13 protein-coding genes are annotated in these 15,070 nt (G+C 61.3%); 4 read left to right on the top strand and 9 right to left on the bottom strand.

The window, feature by feature from the left end; genetic code table 11:
- Window positions 1-11: 11 nt before the first annotated feature.
- Complete coding sequence (locus tag PQQ96_RS03020; RefSeq protein ID WP_408288555.1) at window positions 12-2,378, bottom strand: DNA polymerase II; 2,367 nt, start codon at window positions 2,376-2,378, stop codon at window positions 12-14.
- A 219-nt stretch (window positions 2,379-2,597) separates the two neighbouring features.
- On the opposite strand from PQQ96_RS03020, the gene PQQ96_RS03025 reads away from it, so the two are divergent.
- Window positions 2,598-3,023, top strand: a complete 426-nt coding sequence (locus PQQ96_RS03025) for a PRC-barrel domain-containing protein (RefSeq protein ID WP_408288558.1) — start codon at window positions 2,598-2,600, stop codon at window positions 3,021-3,023.
- Between the two features lie 45 nt (window positions 3,024-3,068).
- Here PQQ96_RS03025 and PQQ96_RS03030 read toward each other — a convergent pair whose 3' ends face one another.
- From PQQ96_RS03030 to PQQ96_RS03040, 3 genes are read right to left on the bottom strand one after another with little or no spacing between them, the layout of a single operon-like run.
- Window positions 3,069-4,079, bottom strand: coding sequence for a DUF2891 domain-containing protein (locus tag PQQ96_RS03030; protein ID WP_408288561.1), 1,011 nt, complete (start codon window positions 4,077-4,079; stop codon window positions 3,069-3,071).
- A gap of 10 nt (window positions 4,080-4,089) precedes the next feature.
- On the bottom strand, window positions 4,090-5,040 hold the full coding sequence (locus PQQ96_RS03035) for a DUF979 domain-containing protein (RefSeq protein ID WP_408288622.1): 951 nt from the start codon (window positions 5,038-5,040) through the stop codon (window positions 4,090-4,092).
- Entirely contained in the window at window positions 5,040-5,747 is a 708-nt protein-coding gene (locus tag PQQ96_RS03040; protein ID WP_408288564.1) for a DUF969 domain-containing protein, read from the bottom strand. The genes PQQ96_RS03035 and PQQ96_RS03040 overlap by 1 nt, the downstream gene beginning before the upstream one ends.
- Window positions 5,748-6,187: 440 nt before the next feature.
- Between PQQ96_RS03040 and PQQ96_RS03045 the strand changes: the two genes are divergently transcribed.
- Both PQQ96_RS03045 and PQQ96_RS03050 read left to right on the top strand, forming a co-directional pair.
- Entirely contained in the window at window positions 6,188-7,405 is a 1,218-nt protein-coding gene (locus PQQ96_RS03045) for an amidohydrolase family protein (RefSeq protein ID WP_408288567.1), read from the top strand.
- Window positions 7,406-7,483: 78 nt separating this feature from the next.
- Complete coding sequence (locus tag PQQ96_RS03050) at window positions 7,484-8,320, top strand: bifunctional allantoicase/(S)-ureidoglycine aminohydrolase (RefSeq protein WP_408288570.1); 837 nt, start codon at window positions 7,484-7,486, stop codon at window positions 8,318-8,320.
- A gap of 13 nt (window positions 8,321-8,333) precedes the next feature.
- Here PQQ96_RS03050 and PQQ96_RS03055 read toward each other — a convergent pair whose 3' ends face one another.
- The 5 genes from PQQ96_RS03055 to PQQ96_RS03075 are packed head-to-tail and all read right to left on the bottom strand — an operon-like array spanning window position 8,334 to window position 13,869.
- On the bottom strand, window positions 8,334-9,785 hold the full coding sequence (locus PQQ96_RS03055) for an amidohydrolase family protein (RefSeq protein ID WP_408288572.1): 1,452 nt from the start codon (window positions 9,783-9,785) through the stop codon (window positions 8,334-8,336).
- Between the two features lie 34 nt (window positions 9,786-9,819).
- The gene (locus tag PQQ96_RS03060) at window positions 9,820-11,016 is read right to left on the bottom strand and encodes an amidohydrolase family protein (protein WP_408288575.1); all 1,197 of its coding nucleotides are present in this window, start codon (window positions 11,014-11,016) and stop codon (window positions 9,820-9,822) included.
- Window positions 11,017-11,021: 5 nt separating this feature from the next.
- A complete protein-coding gene (locus PQQ96_RS03065; RefSeq protein WP_408288578.1) occupies window positions 11,022-12,491 on the bottom strand; it encodes a sodium:solute symporter family protein in 1,470 nt (489 codons plus the stop codon).
- Window positions 12,488-12,706, bottom strand: coding sequence for a DUF3311 domain-containing protein (locus PQQ96_RS03070; RefSeq protein WP_408288581.1), 219 nt, complete (start codon window positions 12,704-12,706; stop codon window positions 12,488-12,490). Before PQQ96_RS03070 ends, PQQ96_RS03065 begins: the two co-directional genes overlap by 4 nt.
- Window positions 12,707-12,738: 32 nt before the next feature.
- A complete protein-coding gene (locus tag PQQ96_RS03075; protein ID WP_408288583.1) occupies window positions 12,739-13,869 on the bottom strand; it encodes a porin in 1,131 nt (376 codons plus the stop codon).
- 279 nt (window positions 13,870-14,148) lie between these two features.
- Between PQQ96_RS03075 and PQQ96_RS03080 the strand changes: the two genes are divergently transcribed.
- Complete coding sequence (locus PQQ96_RS03080) at window positions 14,149-15,030, top strand: LysR family transcriptional regulator (protein ID WP_408288586.1); 882 nt, start codon at window positions 14,149-14,151, stop codon at window positions 15,028-15,030.
- Window positions 15,031-15,070: the final 40 nt, after the last annotated feature.

Raw genomic sequence — 15,070 nt, forward strand, 5'->3', positions numbered from 1 at the left:
CAAAATTGCGGTTAGAACAACTGTTTCTGCCCCGACGTCAAGGTCGTAAAGTCATCTTGCAACAGGGGCAGAATCGCGTCGGCAACCGGCTGCAACTGCCGCGTCAGATAGTGTTCGTAGTCGATCGCCGAGCGCAAGGTTTCGAGCGGTTCCGGTCCGGCGGTCGTCATCACGTAGCTGATCCAGCCGCCGTTCTGGTATTGCAATGGCCGTCCCTGTTGCCGGTTGAACTCGTCGGCCACACGCGCCGCGCGCACGTGCGGCGGCACGTTGCGCTCGTATTCGCCAAGCGGCCTGCGCAGCCGCTTGCGGTACACGAGCTGGTCGTCCAGCTTTCCGTCAAGCGTATCGCGCACGTAGTCGCGCACGTAATCCTGATACGGCTGTTGCTTGAAAATTCGCCGGTAGAGTTCCTGCTGAAACTGTTGTGCGAGCGGCGTCCAGTCAGTCCGCACTGTTTCGAGCCCCTTGTAGACGATGTCCTCGCTGCCGTCCGGCAGAACGGTCAGGCCCGCGTAGCGTTTCTTGCTGCCTTCCTCGGCACCGCGAATCGTCGGCATGAAAAAACGCGTGTAATGCCGCTCGAATTGAAGTTCGAGCGCACTCTCGAGCCCGAAACGCGCCTGCAGATTCTCCTTCCACCACGCGTTGATATGCTCGACAAGCGCGCGGCCAATCCGGCTCGCTTCCTCCTCGCTATGCGCATGCTTCAGCCACACGAAAGTCGAATCCGTGTCGCCGTAAATGACCTCGTAACCTTGCGCCACTATCAGCTCACGCGTGGTATGCATGATTTCATGGCCGCGCATGGTGATCGACGACGCGAGACGCGGGTCGAAGAACCGGCAGCCTGTGGATCCGAGCACGCCGTAAAAGGCGTTCATGATGATCTTCAACGCCTGCGAAAGCGGCTTGTTGTGCTCGCGTTTGGCTGTCTCGCGCGCCTGCCACACCTGGCCGACGATCGACGGCAAGCAATGGCGGGTGCGCGAGAAGCGTGCACCGAGAAAACCCGGCGCCGATTGATCGTCGCCGGGATTCCGCATGCCATCCACCAGACCCACCGGGTCGATCAGAAACGTGCGGATGATCGACGGGTACAGGCTCTTGTAGTCGAGCACCAGTACGGAATCGTAGAGGCCGGGCCGTGAGTCCATCACGAAACCACCGGGGCTCGCGGCACCGGCTACGTCACCGAGATTCGGCGCGACGTAGCCTTGCCGATGCATGCGCGGCATATACAGATGCGTGAACGCCGCGACCGATCCGCCACTTCGATCCGCAGGCAGGCCGGTGACCGTTGCGCGCTCCAGCAGAAAATGCAGCAACTCGGTCTTCGCAAAGATGCGTGTGACCAGCTCGCAATCCTTCAGGTTGTAGTGCGCGAGAGCCGGCTTATCCTCATCGAAGCGACGCTGGATTTCATCCATGCGCTGGTAGGGATTGTCAATCGACTTGCCCTCGCCCAACACCGAGCGCGATACATATTCGAGGCTGAACGAGGGGAAACTCCACGTTGCGGAGCGCAACGCTTCGATACCGTCGATGATCAATCGCCCTGCGGCGCCCGCGAAGAAATGGTTCTGTTTGTGGCTGTGCTCACGCCATTCCATCACGGCGCCGCCGCGACCCAGTCGCAGCGGCACGCGATATTGTTCAGCGTGCTGCTGCAGCACACGTAAATCGAACTGCACGAGGTTCCAGCCGATGATCGCGTCGGGGTCGTGCCGCTCCAGCCACGTGTTCAGTTTTTCGAGCAACTGTGCGCGGGTTTCGCAGTATTCGAGGTCGAAGTCGACTCCGCTGGCGTCGCCGTTCGGCGGTCCGAGCATATAAACCTGACGCTGCCCACAACCTTCGAGCGCGATGGAATAGAGCTCAGCGTGCGCGCTGGTTTCGATATCAAGCGATACCAGCTTTAACTGCGGACGGTAATTCGTCGCCGGCTTCAATTCGCCGTTCAGCAGCGGGCCGCCATACTGTGCAGCGCCGCCGAACCACACCGGCGCGGTGATGAAGCGCTCCATCATGTAGCGCTCGGGCGGGAAAATGTCGGCCTCGTAGACATCGACGCCGCCTTGCTTCAGACGTTTCTCGAAGCCCGTCAATTGCCGGTACTGCTGGCAGTAAAGCCCCATCACCGGCCGATGGTGGAAGTCGCACAGGTCGAGCGGGCGCAGATCGAGCGGCGCTTCACGACGCAGGATCGTTTCGGCGCGCTCCCGGTGTTCGGCCGGAATGAACGCCACTGAAGGCTGAGGGCGCAGGCGGATGTGGCGGGGCCCGCCGTCTGTTGCCAGCCAGAAATCCACTTCCGTGCCGGCGGGTGTATCCCGCCAGTGTCGGGTCAAAATGAAACCCTGTTCAAGCTCAGTCAAACTTCCACCTCTAATCGGGCGTCATCGCCTGGCCTGATTTTACCGTTATGCGCTTTGGGCCGTGCCCCTCACCTTTTTTGCGGCCGTGATGCGGGTTGGGTTCGTTCGCATGGCCGGGCTGGATGCAGCCGCGCCGCGTAGTCTGTATGATCGTTTTGCAGCGATTCCTTCGGCGCAGACTCTGCGCCGGTCAAGTCCACCAGGAACGGAGTGAAAAATATGAGGTTGAGCAAACTTGTTGTTGTGGTCGCGGTAGCTGCAAGCAGTTTTGGTGCGCAGGCACAAGTCGCCGGTACGCAACCCTTGAGCGTCACCGTCGAGCAGTCGAACGCGCTGCTGAGCGGCTGGAGTGTGAAGAAGAGCATTCTCGGCAAGGCCGTGTACAACGACCAGAACGAGAAAATCGGTACGATCCGCGATCTGGTGGTGGCGCCCGATGGCTCGCTGTCCGCTGCCATCGTCGCTGCCGGCGGATTCCTGGGCGTGGCGTCGCATGACGTAGCGGTGCCTGTCGCTGCGCTCGATATTCGTTCGGGGAATTTCTATCTGGCCGGTGCGACCAAAGATGCCTTGAAGGCGACGCCCGAGTTCCAATACAACAAGGTTCAGACGCCGCCGAAGCCTAAAAAGCTGATCGGCCAGTAATACGCGAAGCCGGCGCAGTCTCGGACTCTGCCGGCTGAATCACGCTCACGCTTCCAGCGCGAGCGTGGCGAACGTGCCCAGCCAGTGTTCGCCCATATAGTCACCGGCCACGTGCTGCAGGGCGCTCTGGAGATGACGCTCGGCCGAATCGAACAATATGGTCCGGCATACGTCGCCGGCGGGCAGCGCGCGCGCCAGCGACCGCTGACACCATGCGCGGCTCAGATTCAGGCCATCCAGGTGGGCGATCTTGCCGTCCGTGCGATCGGTCACCGTAACAGGTTCGAACAGCGTGGCGGGCTTCTTCGCGCCAATATCCGGCAGAAAGCGCCTGAACCATTCAACGAATTGCGCGGGCGGCAAGATGCGCCGCATCAACTCCGCTTCCATCAGTGAAGGCGACAAAAACTCATCGCCGGCGGGTTCCCATGCCTGGCAAGCGACATCGTTCAGAAACCAGCGCTCGGCCGTGTTCACCACTAGCGCCTCAAGCGATTCACGCGACGTTTGCCGCGCGAAATCGAGCGTGAGCGCAAGCGCGAATGCCATGTTGAAGTGTGTGCCGACACGCAGCGGGTAGGTCGCTTTCGGCAAAAACTCCTCGAAGCGGTCGACAAAGGTCTCGGTCAGCGGCGCAAAGACCTTGGACCAGCGCGCGGCTTCCGATAGTTTCAGCGAATGGAGTTGCGCGCTCAGCGCAAGCAGCCATGCCCATCCATACGGGCGCTCGAAACCGCGATTGTGCGGCAGGTCGAGATACGCAAGCTCACCGGCCACATTCGCTTCGGTGAAGTGCTCGTCGACCACCGCGACGATGCGCGCGGCTTCCGGCAGATCGGGAAAGCGGTCGAGCAGATGCAGGATCAGCCAGTAGCCATGCACGCATGAATGCCAGTCGTAGCTGCCGTAAAAAATCGGATGCAAGGCGCGCGGGCCCTGCACATCTTGCGGACCGGCGAGCGAGTGGGTCAGCTTGTTCGGATACTCGCGCGTGAGGTGGGCGAGGGCGAGATTGGCGAATCTGGACGCGAATTCGGGCGTGAGTTGGACAGTCATCGGCGACTCCTCAGAAACGGAATACGAACAGGTACAACAGTATGGTATTGACGATCAACAATAGTAAAGCGGTCGGCCACTGCGCCTTGATCACGCCGTTCTGGTCTTTCAGCTCCAGCAGCGCAGCCGGCACGATATTGAAGTTGGCGGCCATTGGCGTCATCAAGGTGCCGCAGAAGCCGCACAACATGCCGATCGCGCCGAGAATGGCCGGGTTGCCATGGAATTGATGCACGATCAATGGCAAACCAATGCCTGCTGTCATCACCGGAAAAGCGGCGAAGGCGTTACCCATGATCATCGTGAAGATCGCCATGCCGAATGTATAAGCCGCGACCACGGCAAACGCGGAGTCGACGGGAATCCAGGTTTTCACGAGGTCTGACACCACATGGCCCACGCCGGCGATTGCAAACAGCGCGCCGAGGGCGGCCAGCATCTGCGGCAAAATGGCTGCCCATCCCACGGTATCCATGGTGTGCCGCGCATCTTTCAACGCGTGCACCGGCGAGTCGCGCAACATGAAGAGCGCCGCGCCGAAAGCGACCAGCGTGCCTAGTACCAGCGAAATCAGCGTGACATTGTTCGGTTCAACGAACGGTACGTATTTCAGCGTCAAGGTGCCGAGCAAGGTAATGACCGGAATCAGCAGCGCCGGTATGAACAGTGTGTTGCCGAAGCGCTTTGCGTTAGCTTCGCGGCGCGCGGCGGCTGCTTCACCATTGCTATCTGTTTTGCCTTTGCCGAGCTTGCCGGACCCGGCGATCAAGGCGAGCGCGATAGCGAGGCAACCGGTCACGAAATGCGGCAGTTCTCCGCCGAACATGAACGTGATCGCATAGATGCCCCAGAACAGGAAGTTGACGAGACGGCGCGGATTCGAGCGGTCTTGCAGATTGAAGAGCGCGAACGCGGCAAACATCAAACCGGCCAGCACGTAGAGAGATTCGAGTTTGATCATCATTGTGCGATACCTCGTCCCTGTCCCCGTTCCAGTCCCAGCGTGTTCATCTTGTGCGACAGATTGCGATCGAGCAGCATCAGGCGCACGGCGTGAATCAAGAGTGCGGCGATCGCGGTGGGAATGGCCCACACCGACACATGCAAGGGCTCGACCATGATGCCGTTCTGTTCAAGGAAGCCTTTGATCAGCAGGATCGACTGGATCGCAATGAAAATGTCTTCGCCGAAGAACACGGCAATGTTGTCGACCGCCGACGCGTTCGCACGAATCTGCTGGCGCACCGCATCGGGTAATTCGCCGTAGCGGTTTGCGGCGGCTGCCTCGGCCATCGGCGCGATGAGCGGGCGCACCATCTGCGCATGACCGCCGAGCGAGGTGAGCCCAAGCGCGGCAGTGATCTGGCGGATCACGAAATACAGCATCAACACGCGACCCGTGGTGGCGGCGTGCAAACGTGAAATCAGGTGCTTGGCCTGTTCCTTCAGGCCGTTGCGCTCGAGCAGCGCGATCACCGGCAACGTCAGCCAGATCAGGCCCATGTAGCGGTTATCCGCGAACGCTTTGCCGAATGCGCTGACGATCTCCACCGGTTGCAAGCCGCCGGCAACGCCGGTGGCGATCCCCGCGATCGTCACCACCAGCAGCGCGTTGAAACGCAATGCAAAGCCGAGTACGACGATCGGCACGCCAATCAAAACCCACATTCTGTTCTCCTGTGTCGCTGCTATGTCGTTGTTTTGCCGCTGCACGCGCCGCTTCGGACGCTTGGCGAGAGCCGGTTGCACTCGGGTGCTGGCAAGTTGCACCTGGTTGCAATCGCGCTCAGGCGACGAAATCTACCACGATAATTTATCGATAAATAGTCGACAAAATGAGGTTTTCGGGTAAACGCCAGGAATGACGAATGGTTGCGCCGGGGAGCGGGTGCGCCAAAGGGGGAGGTGCCAGATCGCGCAGCCGTTGCTGAATGGTGTTCGCGCTGATCTATCCAGAAAATGAATACAGGCCATTCCAACATTTAATTTGTGGATACAGCGGCTGTCCGATATGGTGCAACGATCGATCCCACATAGGACCATGCAGCGCGACGAACGCAACCCGATCAGGGCGCGTTGGATGCGTCCTGACTCGCAGAGGCAGAATCATGTTCGACCGCGTATTCGTCAATGCCATAGACGCCGACGGCAGCCCGCTCAACCTCGCCGTACATGAGGGTCGCTTGGTCGGCATCGGTGCGGAACGCCCCGAGATCGACAGCGCGGAGGTCGTCGATCTGGAAGGGTGTCTGGTGTTGCCCGGGTTCGTCGATGGACATATTCACCTCGATAAAAGCTTCGTTGGCGATGGTTGGCGTCCTCATCGCGATGTCGCGAGCCTGCGTGAGCGTCTCGCCATCGAAAAGCAGGAACTGGCCAGTGCCGCGCCTATCGTCGAGCGCGCCGATGCGCTGATCCGCCAGGCCGCGTCGTTCGGCACCATTGCGATGCGCAGCCATGTCGACGTCGATGCGACGACGGGTCTGGCGAACCTGCATGCCGTCATGGAAGCGCGCGAGAAATGGCGCGGCATCGTGGATATCGAACTCGTCGCGTTCCCGCAGGCAGGCGTCGTGTCGTGTCCCGGCACGGCGGAGATTCTCGATGCTGCAGCCCGCGAAGGTGCGCAGGTTGTGGGCGGTATCGATCCGACTACGCTGGATGGCGACGCCGAAGGCCAGCTCGACATTGTCTTTGGCATTGCTGAAAAGCGTGGCGTGAAAATCGATATTCACCTCCATGAGGCGGGGCAGCAAGGTATTGATCAACTGCATCGTATTGCCGCGCGTACCCGGGCATCGGGGTTGAACGACCGGGTATCGGTGAGCCACGCCTATGGGCTCGGCGACGTCGCTTCCGAGGTGGTCGATCGCGTAGCCGTCGCGCTCGCGCAAGCCGGTGTATCGATCATGACGAACGCGCCGGGCGACCGCGCGTTCCCGCCGATCCTGCAACTGCGCGCGGCAGGTGTTCGCGTGTTCACCGGTAACGACAACATTCAGGACGCGTGGTGGCCGTATGGCAACGGCGACATGTTGCAACGTGCCATGCTGGTCGGCTACCGCTCTGGTTTCTATACTGACGAAGCGTTGCGCGTTGCCCTGCACATGGCGACGGAAGCGGGCGCTGCCGTTCTGGAGAAAAACGACTACGGACTCAAGGTCGGCAATGAGGCGACGTTCGTCGTCGTGAAAGCGCCGAATGCGGCTGCCGCCGTCGCCGCCGTACCGGCCGATCGGGTCATTGTCCGAAGAGGCCAAATCTGGGGCGATTTGTCCCGTTTGCATTTCAAGGTCACGACGGCGGGACTTACCCCCGTCCACTGAAGCTGCTATCCGGCAAGAAGCCAGTGCATGGCCTGCCGCCATCGGAACCTTAACGTGAATTATCAAGGAGAGTGTCGAATGTCACGGACAACTTACTATGCCCCTCACGGCGGTCATCCCGCCCAGACCGAACTGCTGACAGACCGCGCCATGTTCACCGAAGCGTATGCGGTCATTCCCAAAGGCGTGATGCGGGATATCGTCACCAGCCATCTTCCGTTCTGGGAGAAGACGCGCCTATGGGTACTGGCGCGCCCGCTATCGGGATTCGCTGAGACGTTTGCGCAGTACATCATGGAAGTCGGTGCCGGCGGCGGCAGCGAGCGTCCCGAACAGGACAAGAATGCCGAAGGCGTGCTCTTTGTTGTCGAAGGCGAAATCGAAGTCACGCTGCACGGCGCCGCGCATGTTCTCAAGTCCGGTGGCTACGCGTTTATTCCGCCCGGCACGGACTGGTCGTTGCGCAATCGCAGCGGCGACACGGCCCGTTTTCACTGGATTCGCAAGCACTATGAGCGTGTGGATGGCGTGCCGCTACCCGAGGCCTTCGTGACGAACGAGCAGGACATCGAGCCGATCCCGATGCCCGGCACCGAAGGCCGCTGGGTGACGACGCGCTTCGTCGACATGAACGACATGCGCCACGATATGCACGTCAACATCGTCACGTTCCAGCCTGGCGGCGTGATTCCGTTCGCCGAGACCCACGTGATGGAACACGGCCTGTATGTGCTCGAAGGTAAAGCGGTCTATCGGTTGAACCAGGACTGGGTCGAAGTCGAGGCCGGTGACTTCATGTGGTTGCGGGCCTTTTGTCCGCAAGCCTGCTACGCAGGCGGACCGGACCGTTTCCGCTACCTCCTGTACAAGGACGTCAACCGGCATATGAAGTTGACGCTCAACGCACCACGATAAAACCGTTCCGGCCTCAATAATGGCTGCGTCGCCACAGCGTTGGCGGCGTTTCCAGCAGATGACGCAGACCGGCGCGGTCGAACGCGCGATCCGCGGCCGCCGATACGCGCTCGAGTATGTCCCCTTCGTCCACCGATAGCACCCGGTAGTTCTCCATCAGGATTTTGCCGCCGACCATCGTCATGCACACGTCGCCGGCATTCGCGAAGCAGGTGACGCGATGGACGGGCATATTCATCGGCATGAGGTGCGGCTTGTACAGATCGACCAGAATGATGTCGGCTTGCTTGCCCACTTCGAGCGAACCGAGTTGGTCGTCGAGCGACAACGCTTTGGCGGCGTCGATGGTGACCATTTCGAGCACCTTGCCGTGAGGCAGAACATCCGGGTCACGAAAATGACGGCGGTGGTAGTGCATGCATTGCCACATGTGGCGGAACATGTCGTAGCCCCGGTCGGGGGCCGCGCCATCCGAGGCAATCGCCACCGTGACGCCGGCATCGATGAGTTCCGGCACAGGGCAACGTCCAATGATCGACATGATCGCGCTTGGGTTGTGCACGATCGAGGCGCCTGTCTCGACGCACGCCGCAATGTCCGCAGCGGTGAGATCGATGGCATGCGACATGAACGACTTCGCGTTCAGCAGTCCCAGCTCGCGATGCGCGAAATCCAGGGAACCCGCGCGATGGCCATCCTGCGTGAAGCTTAGGCCGCGTTCTCCGGCCAACGCCATGTAGCGCTCGGCCTGAAGCCGGAAGACGTGTTCGTACGCCGCGTGCTCGGGATAGTGCTGCGGTGCATAGACGGGCAGCGTCAGCGCAATCTGGATGCAGCCGTTGGCGTCGCCATGACATGCGTCGATGATCTCTTTGCAAACCTCATACATCTGCGCGAAATCGACCTCGCACGTCACGCTGCCGTTCTCGCTGTGCCGCGTGTAGGCCCGCGGTTCGGGTGGCCGCGAGGGACCGACCGCGACGATCGATCGGGTACCCGTTCTGACCACCGCGTCGCAGTGACGCCGCGCATACACGGGGTCGTCGACGCGTATGATCGAGTCCCCGCCACCGAGCAGCGATACGCCTGTCGTCACGCCCGCCTTGAGGCGCTCCAGTGCCGCGAGATGCGATTCCATTTCCCAGAACGTTTCGTCCGAGGCGCGCGTATAGATCGCCTCGCACGCCGCCGACCACGCATCGCCGTTCGCGCCGCCAATCGTCCTGAGCATCGCGTGACCGGCGTGGGCATGCGCGTCGATCAGGCCTGGCAGCACCGCTTTGCGGCGTGCGTCGACCACGCGATCCGCCTGGTATTGCTGCGAAAGCTCGCTTGTCTTGCCGACGGCGACGATGCGATCGCCCTTGATGGCTACTGCGCCATCGTCAATGACGCGGCGCGCGGGATCGATTGTGATCACGCAGCCATGCTCGATCAGGACGCCGACCTGTTGCTTATCGTTCATATACGGACTCTTCCTGAGAGGTGCTCACGCACGGTTACACAGCGTCGATCAACTTGCCGTCGCGCACGACGATGCGTCCATTCGCCACGACGAGCTTGCGCCTTGGCCGGGCAACCACGGCATGCGCGACGCAGTCTGCATCGACCAGCACGAGGTCCGCGCGTGCGCCGACGTGCAGGCCATAGTCGGCGAAACCGCAACCGCGAGCGGCAGCGTCGCTCACGCAGTCGAAGGCAATCGCGATGTCGTCGTCGCGCCGCAAGTCGTAGCGCATGCCGATCAGCATCGCGCGCTCGAGCATGTCGGGTACGCCATACGGTGACCAGGTGTCGCGAATGCCATCGTTGCCGCCGAAGATCGTGATGCCTTTGTCCCGGCAAATCTTGAGCGGCGGAACGGGGCGAGACGGCGGCGCGCTGGTCAGAAGGGCCACGTGCAGATGCGCGATACGCTCGAGCAGCGCGTCGCGTTCACGTTCCGGCAGTGCGCCGAGGCAGAACGCGTGGCTGACCACCACCTGGCCCTGCATGCCCGTCGCCTCGACGCGATCGAGCAACAGTTTTAGCGTGAATGCGCCGACTTCGCCGGGTTCGTGCAGATGGATGTCGATCGGCTTGCCGTAGCGTTGCGCCAGCCCAAAGGTCTCGTTCAGCGACGCGACGGGATCGCCGTCGATCAAAGCGGGATCGAGCGCGCCGAGTACGTCGGCGCCTGCTGCGAGCGCGCTGCCGAGCAGTTCGACCGTGCCGGGACGGATCAACATCCCCGACTGGGGAAACGCGACGATCTGCATGTCCAGCACATCGCTCATCGTCTGCCGCGTATTGAGCGCGCCTTCGACGTAACGCAATTGCGCGTCGGTATCGACGTCGACGTGGGTGCGCAGGCGCGTTGTGCCTGCCTGCACGAATGCTCGCGCCAGCGCGAGCGACTGGCTGGCCGCATCGTGTCCCGACGTCTTGCGCCATTCGCGTTCGTTGTTGATCCGGTCAGTTAACGCGGGTCCAACCTCGTTGCGATACCACGACTGACCCCAGTTGCTTTTGTCGATGTGCGTGTGCCCTTCGACGAAACCCGGCAGCAGCAACGCGCCGCCGCCGTCTTCTGCCTGAGCGCCAGGTTGCGCTTCGACATGCGGCCCGAGCGCCGCGATGCGACCGTCGGCGATGGAAACGGAAACCGGTTGGCCGTCAGCCAGCCGGACGTTGGAAAGATGAAGAGAGCGAGTCATATTGGTCAAGCCGATTCGATGGGCGGGGCGATACGGGCGCGCTGCGCGGCGCTGATTGCGATGAACACCACTGCATTGGCGAACAACGCGACGAGACCCGTGTTGATGGAGGTGAAGGCGAGGGGCGCGGCCGGGAAAACAGTGGCCAGCGTCATGCCGCGCCAGTTCGCCAGCGCCAGCACGATCCCGCCTGCAAAGATACCGCCGAATGCCGCTTCCCGGGTGCCGAATGGGCGCTTCAGGAAACTCGAGGCGAGCATGGGGATCAGTTGCGTCAGCAGGCTCGACGAGAAGATCGCGAGGGCGACGAAGTTCGAACCGCCACGCAGCACGAAGTAGACGACAACCAGCGTGGACAGGGGCAGCGCGATTCGCGCGACGAGCCCGACCTGCCGGTCGCTCGCCTGCGGCGCGAAGCCTTCGCGGTAAATGTTGCGGGCAATCATCGTCGAGGCATTGAGCATGATTAGCGAGCCTGGCACCAGGGCGGTGAGCAGCCCGGCGCCGCCGACGATCCCGACGAACCACGCCGGGAAAGTCTGCTTGACGAGCCTCAGCAGCGCGAGGTCGGTTTGCGCGCCTTCGAGCCCGTGCACGGTCAGTACTGCGGCGAAGCCGACGAGGAACAGAAACGCGATCAACACCTGGTAGATCGGCATCAGCATGGTGTTCTTGCGCAGCGCCGACGCGTCGCGTGCCACGTAGACGGCAGTGAAACCATGAGGATACAAGTAGTAGCCAAGCGACGTCAGCAGGAGTGTCGAGTTGTACCAGCTCAGATTGAAGCCGTGCTCCGGCATGCGCAGTAGTTCCGGATGCGCGGCGTCGATGCGCGCGAACATTTCGCCAAAACCACCAAAGTAGTGCAGCGGCAAATAGGTGCCGAGAAAAATCGCAAGACCGAGGATCAGCACATCCTTGAAGATCGCAATGCTTGCCGAACCGTGGATGCCTGAGACGCTCATGTACAGGACCATCAGGGTCGCACTGATCCAGATGGCCGTGTCTTGCGAGATCTGACCGTATGACATCTCGGAGACGATAATGCCGAGGCCGCGTAACTGGATGATCAGCAACGACACCATCGCGAAGACCGCCACCACCGAGACCAGCACGCCGATGGCGCGGCTGTCGTATTTCGACGCAAAATAATCGGCGAACGACACGAGGCCGCGTTCCTTCGCATAGCGCCAGATGACAGGCAGCATCCAGTAGCCGAGTACGTACGCGAGGCAGCCATACGACAGGATGTAGAACGCCGGTACCCCCTTGCTGTAGGTCCAGCCGCTCGCGCCGAGAAACGAGAAGGTCGAGAAAGCCTCACCTGCCATTAGCAGGAAGGTCAGCAGCGACCCGAAGCCGCGTCCGCCGACGGCCCATTGTTCCAGGCTGAACGTCATGCCGCGACGCGCGTACAGGCCGACCGCCAGCGCGAAGAGGGCGAACAGAACGATGATGACGAGGGCCGGGTTCATTGTCCGCCTCCCGTGTGCTCGCTCGCGCGTGCCGCTTCGTCGCGGCTGTCGAGGTAATAGATGATGGCGAGGATGGCGGCCGTTGCAGCCATCCAGAACAGATTCCACACAAGCAGAAACGGCAGGCCGAACAGGAGCGGCGTACTAGCGGCGAGGGTGCCACCTGAGTAGATGCCGATGAACGGCAGGGTGGCCAGCAGAAATCGAAGTTTCATAGGATCTTTCCGGGGGGGGCTCGCGTGTCTCGTCAGAACTTCTGACGCAGACCGGCGACGAACGCCAGTTGTGAAGTCGTCGACGATGGCGCCGCGATGCCGTCGATCCATGCATGTCCGATGCGCGACGAGGCGTTCTGGTAGAGGCCGTTCACATAGATGTCGGTGCGTTTGGACAACAGATACTGGAGACCGGCCGAGGCCTGGTGATAGTGCCCGTTCGCGTCGCCTTGCGACACCTGTGTGTATGTGTAACCGGTAGCCGCGATCAACGCGGGCGTTAGCGCGTAGCGCAGGCTTGCCTCGTAGTTGCTAAAGCGCAGGGCGCCACCTGCCGCCATGTTGAAGTCCGTGCCCGTGTAGAGCAGCCCCAGCGTCGCTGGCCCGATTGCGTACGTCCCACCGGCGCCCCAGATCTGCTGGCGCGTTGCGGCGGCAAGGTGCGTGCCGAATACGGCGGCTGACGGCGCATAGTAGTTGTCGGATGCGACCGCACCTGTTGCGCTGCTGGCCGGCTGATCCATACGCGCGTACGCCGCACCGGCATTGAGCGGCCCATGCGTGTACGACACACCCGCGCTCCAGCTATTGTTCGCAGCGAACCCGGTTGCGTTCGAGAAGCCGTACACCAGGTTTGTTTGCAAGCCGGCTATGCTCGGCGAGACGTACTTGACCGCATTGTTGGTGCGGAACGTATTGTTGATGTCGTCGTTGTCGAACGGGTGGGTCGAGTACTGGACCAGCGTATTGCTGATCTGAATTGAGCCGAGAATATCCTGGACGGTGTTGTACTGGCGGCCTAATGTCAGCGCACCCAGCTTGTCGCTGCTCATGCCGACCCATGCCTGCCTCCCGAACATCCGGCCGCCCTGGCCAGCCGTGCCGTTTTCGAGGTTGAAACCGTTTTCCAGCCGGAAGTTCGCTTTCAGGCCGCCACCCAGATCTTCCGTTCCGAGCATCCCCCAGCGCGGGCCGGACTCGTTGCCGGCCGTTGCTTGCCAAGCCGAATGGCCTTGCTGGTGGTTTGTGTAAGTCACGCCCGAATCGACGATTCCGTACAGCGTGACGCTGGACTGCGCGCCTGCCGTACCCGCCAGCATCATGCCTGCGCCGATGCCCACGAGTGGTTTCTTCCAACTATGGTTCAACTGCGGTTTCTTCATGCCTGTCTCCGGGTATTTGTCTCGTGGTGGGGCTTTCTTCTGTTGGCACGGCGGCGTCGCGCCGCGTTTTGCCCGCATTCGAGTATTTTTGTTTGATGTCGAAGCGGAGAGGCCGGCCACTGTGAGGCCACCGAAATCACCGTATCGACAGCGCTTGATGTTATCCATCTCACCCGGCATTCAAAAATTAAATGTTCAAATGCCTATCAGTTGAAAATCGAATACTATTGGTTAGACATATGCGTTGTCAGGGCGCCGCTTTGCCTGACTGGAGATTCGATGAAACCCAACGCCAAAGCACGTACACCGCTGTTCGATCTGGATCTGCTGAAGGCCATCGTCATGGTGGCCGATTGCGGCACCTTTACGGCGGCCTCCGCACGGCTTCATTCCACGCAATCCACCGTGAGCCAGAAGGTGCGGCGCCTGGAGGACATGGCAGGACATAAGCTTCTCGAGCGAGGCAGTCGTGACGTGAGTCCGACCGATGCCGGAGAAACGCTGCTCGCGTACGCGCGCCGGATGCTTGCCCTGAACGATGAAATGATCGAGGCGTTGTCGGGCGCGACAGTGGGCATGACTGTCCGGCTGGGCGTACCGGAAGATTTCGTCGGTGGGCCGACAACCCATATGCTCGCCGCGTTCAACCGCAAACATCCGCAGGTGAAGCTGGAAGTGACGAGCGGATTGAGCCGCGACGTGGCGAACAGCTACGATCGTGGCGACCTCGATCTGATCCTCGTGAAGCAGCGGCGCAACAGCCGCGAGGCAGTCGCGTGCTGGCCGGAGCAATTGAGGTGGATCGACAGCGCGAAGAACCCTTCGTTCCAGCTTGATCCGATTCCTATCGTCGCGTTTCCGCCGCGGGGGCTTTACCGCGACGACATGACCAACGCGATCGAAGGACTCGGACGCCGCTGGCGGATGAGCTTCATCAGTTCGAGTTTGAGCGGCATTCAGGCGGCCGTTGCCGATGGTCTCGGCATTAGTCTTCTTCCCGCGCGCGCGGTGACGGCGGATCACGCCGTGCTGACACCTAAAAGTGGGCTGCCGGCGATTGAAACCATGGATATCGCACTGCTTCACCGCCCGACGGCCGATGCCGTCGTCAAGGAACTTGGGCGCGCGTTGGGGCGGATGTTTGGGCCGCAGCGGCGGTGAATAACAACGGCCAGTAAAGTTTGTACCAGCTAGCCGCTTG

It is taken from the genome of Paraburkholderia sediminicola (assembly GCF_046027825.1).
In the GTDB taxonomy this organism is placed as follows: Bacteria; Pseudomonadota; Gammaproteobacteria; order Burkholderiales; family Burkholderiaceae; genus Paraburkholderia; species Paraburkholderia sediminicola_D.

Coding starts and splice junctions, on each gene's coding strand:
- PQQ96_RS03050 (WP_408288570.1), top strand. CDS start 7,484: ATGTCACGGACAACTTACTATGCCCCTCACGGCGGTCATCCCGCCCAG.
- PQQ96_RS03060 (WP_408288575.1), bottom strand. CDS start 11,016: ATGACTCGCTCTCTTCATCTTTCCAACGTCCGGCTGGCTGACGGCCAA.
- PQQ96_RS03045 (WP_408288567.1), top strand. CDS start 6,188: ATGTTCGACCGCGTATTCGTCAATGCCATAGACGCCGACGGCAGCCCG.
- PQQ96_RS03070 (WP_408288581.1), bottom strand. CDS start 12,706: ATGAAACTTCGATTTCTGCTGGCCACCCTGCCGTTCATCGGCATCTAC.
- PQQ96_RS03075 (WP_408288583.1), bottom strand. CDS start 13,869: ATGAAGAAACCGCAGTTGAACCATAGTTGGAAGAAACCACTCGTGGGC.
- PQQ96_RS03035 (WP_408288622.1), bottom strand. CDS start 5,040: ATGATCAAACTCGAATCTCTCTACGTGCTGGCCGGTTTGATGTTTGCC.
- PQQ96_RS03055 (WP_408288572.1), bottom strand. CDS start 9,785: ATGAACGATAAGCAACAGGTCGGCGTCCTGATCGAGCATGGCTGCGTG.
- PQQ96_RS03080 (WP_408288586.1), top strand. CDS start 14,149: ATGAAACCCAACGCCAAAGCACGTACACCGCTGTTCGATCTGGATCTG.
- PQQ96_RS03030 (WP_408288561.1), bottom strand. CDS start 4,079: ATGACTGTCCAACTCACGCCCGAATTCGCGTCCAGATTCGCCAATCTC.
- PQQ96_RS03040 (WP_408288564.1), bottom strand. CDS start 5,747: ATGTGGGTTTTGATTGGCGTGCCGATCGTCGTACTCGGCTTTGCATTG.
- PQQ96_RS03065 (WP_408288578.1), bottom strand. CDS start 12,491: ATGAACCCGGCCCTCGTCATCATCGTTCTGTTCGCCCTCTTCGCGCTG.
- PQQ96_RS03025 (WP_408288558.1), top strand. CDS start 2,598: ATGAGGTTGAGCAAACTTGTTGTTGTGGTCGCGGTAGCTGCAAGCAGT.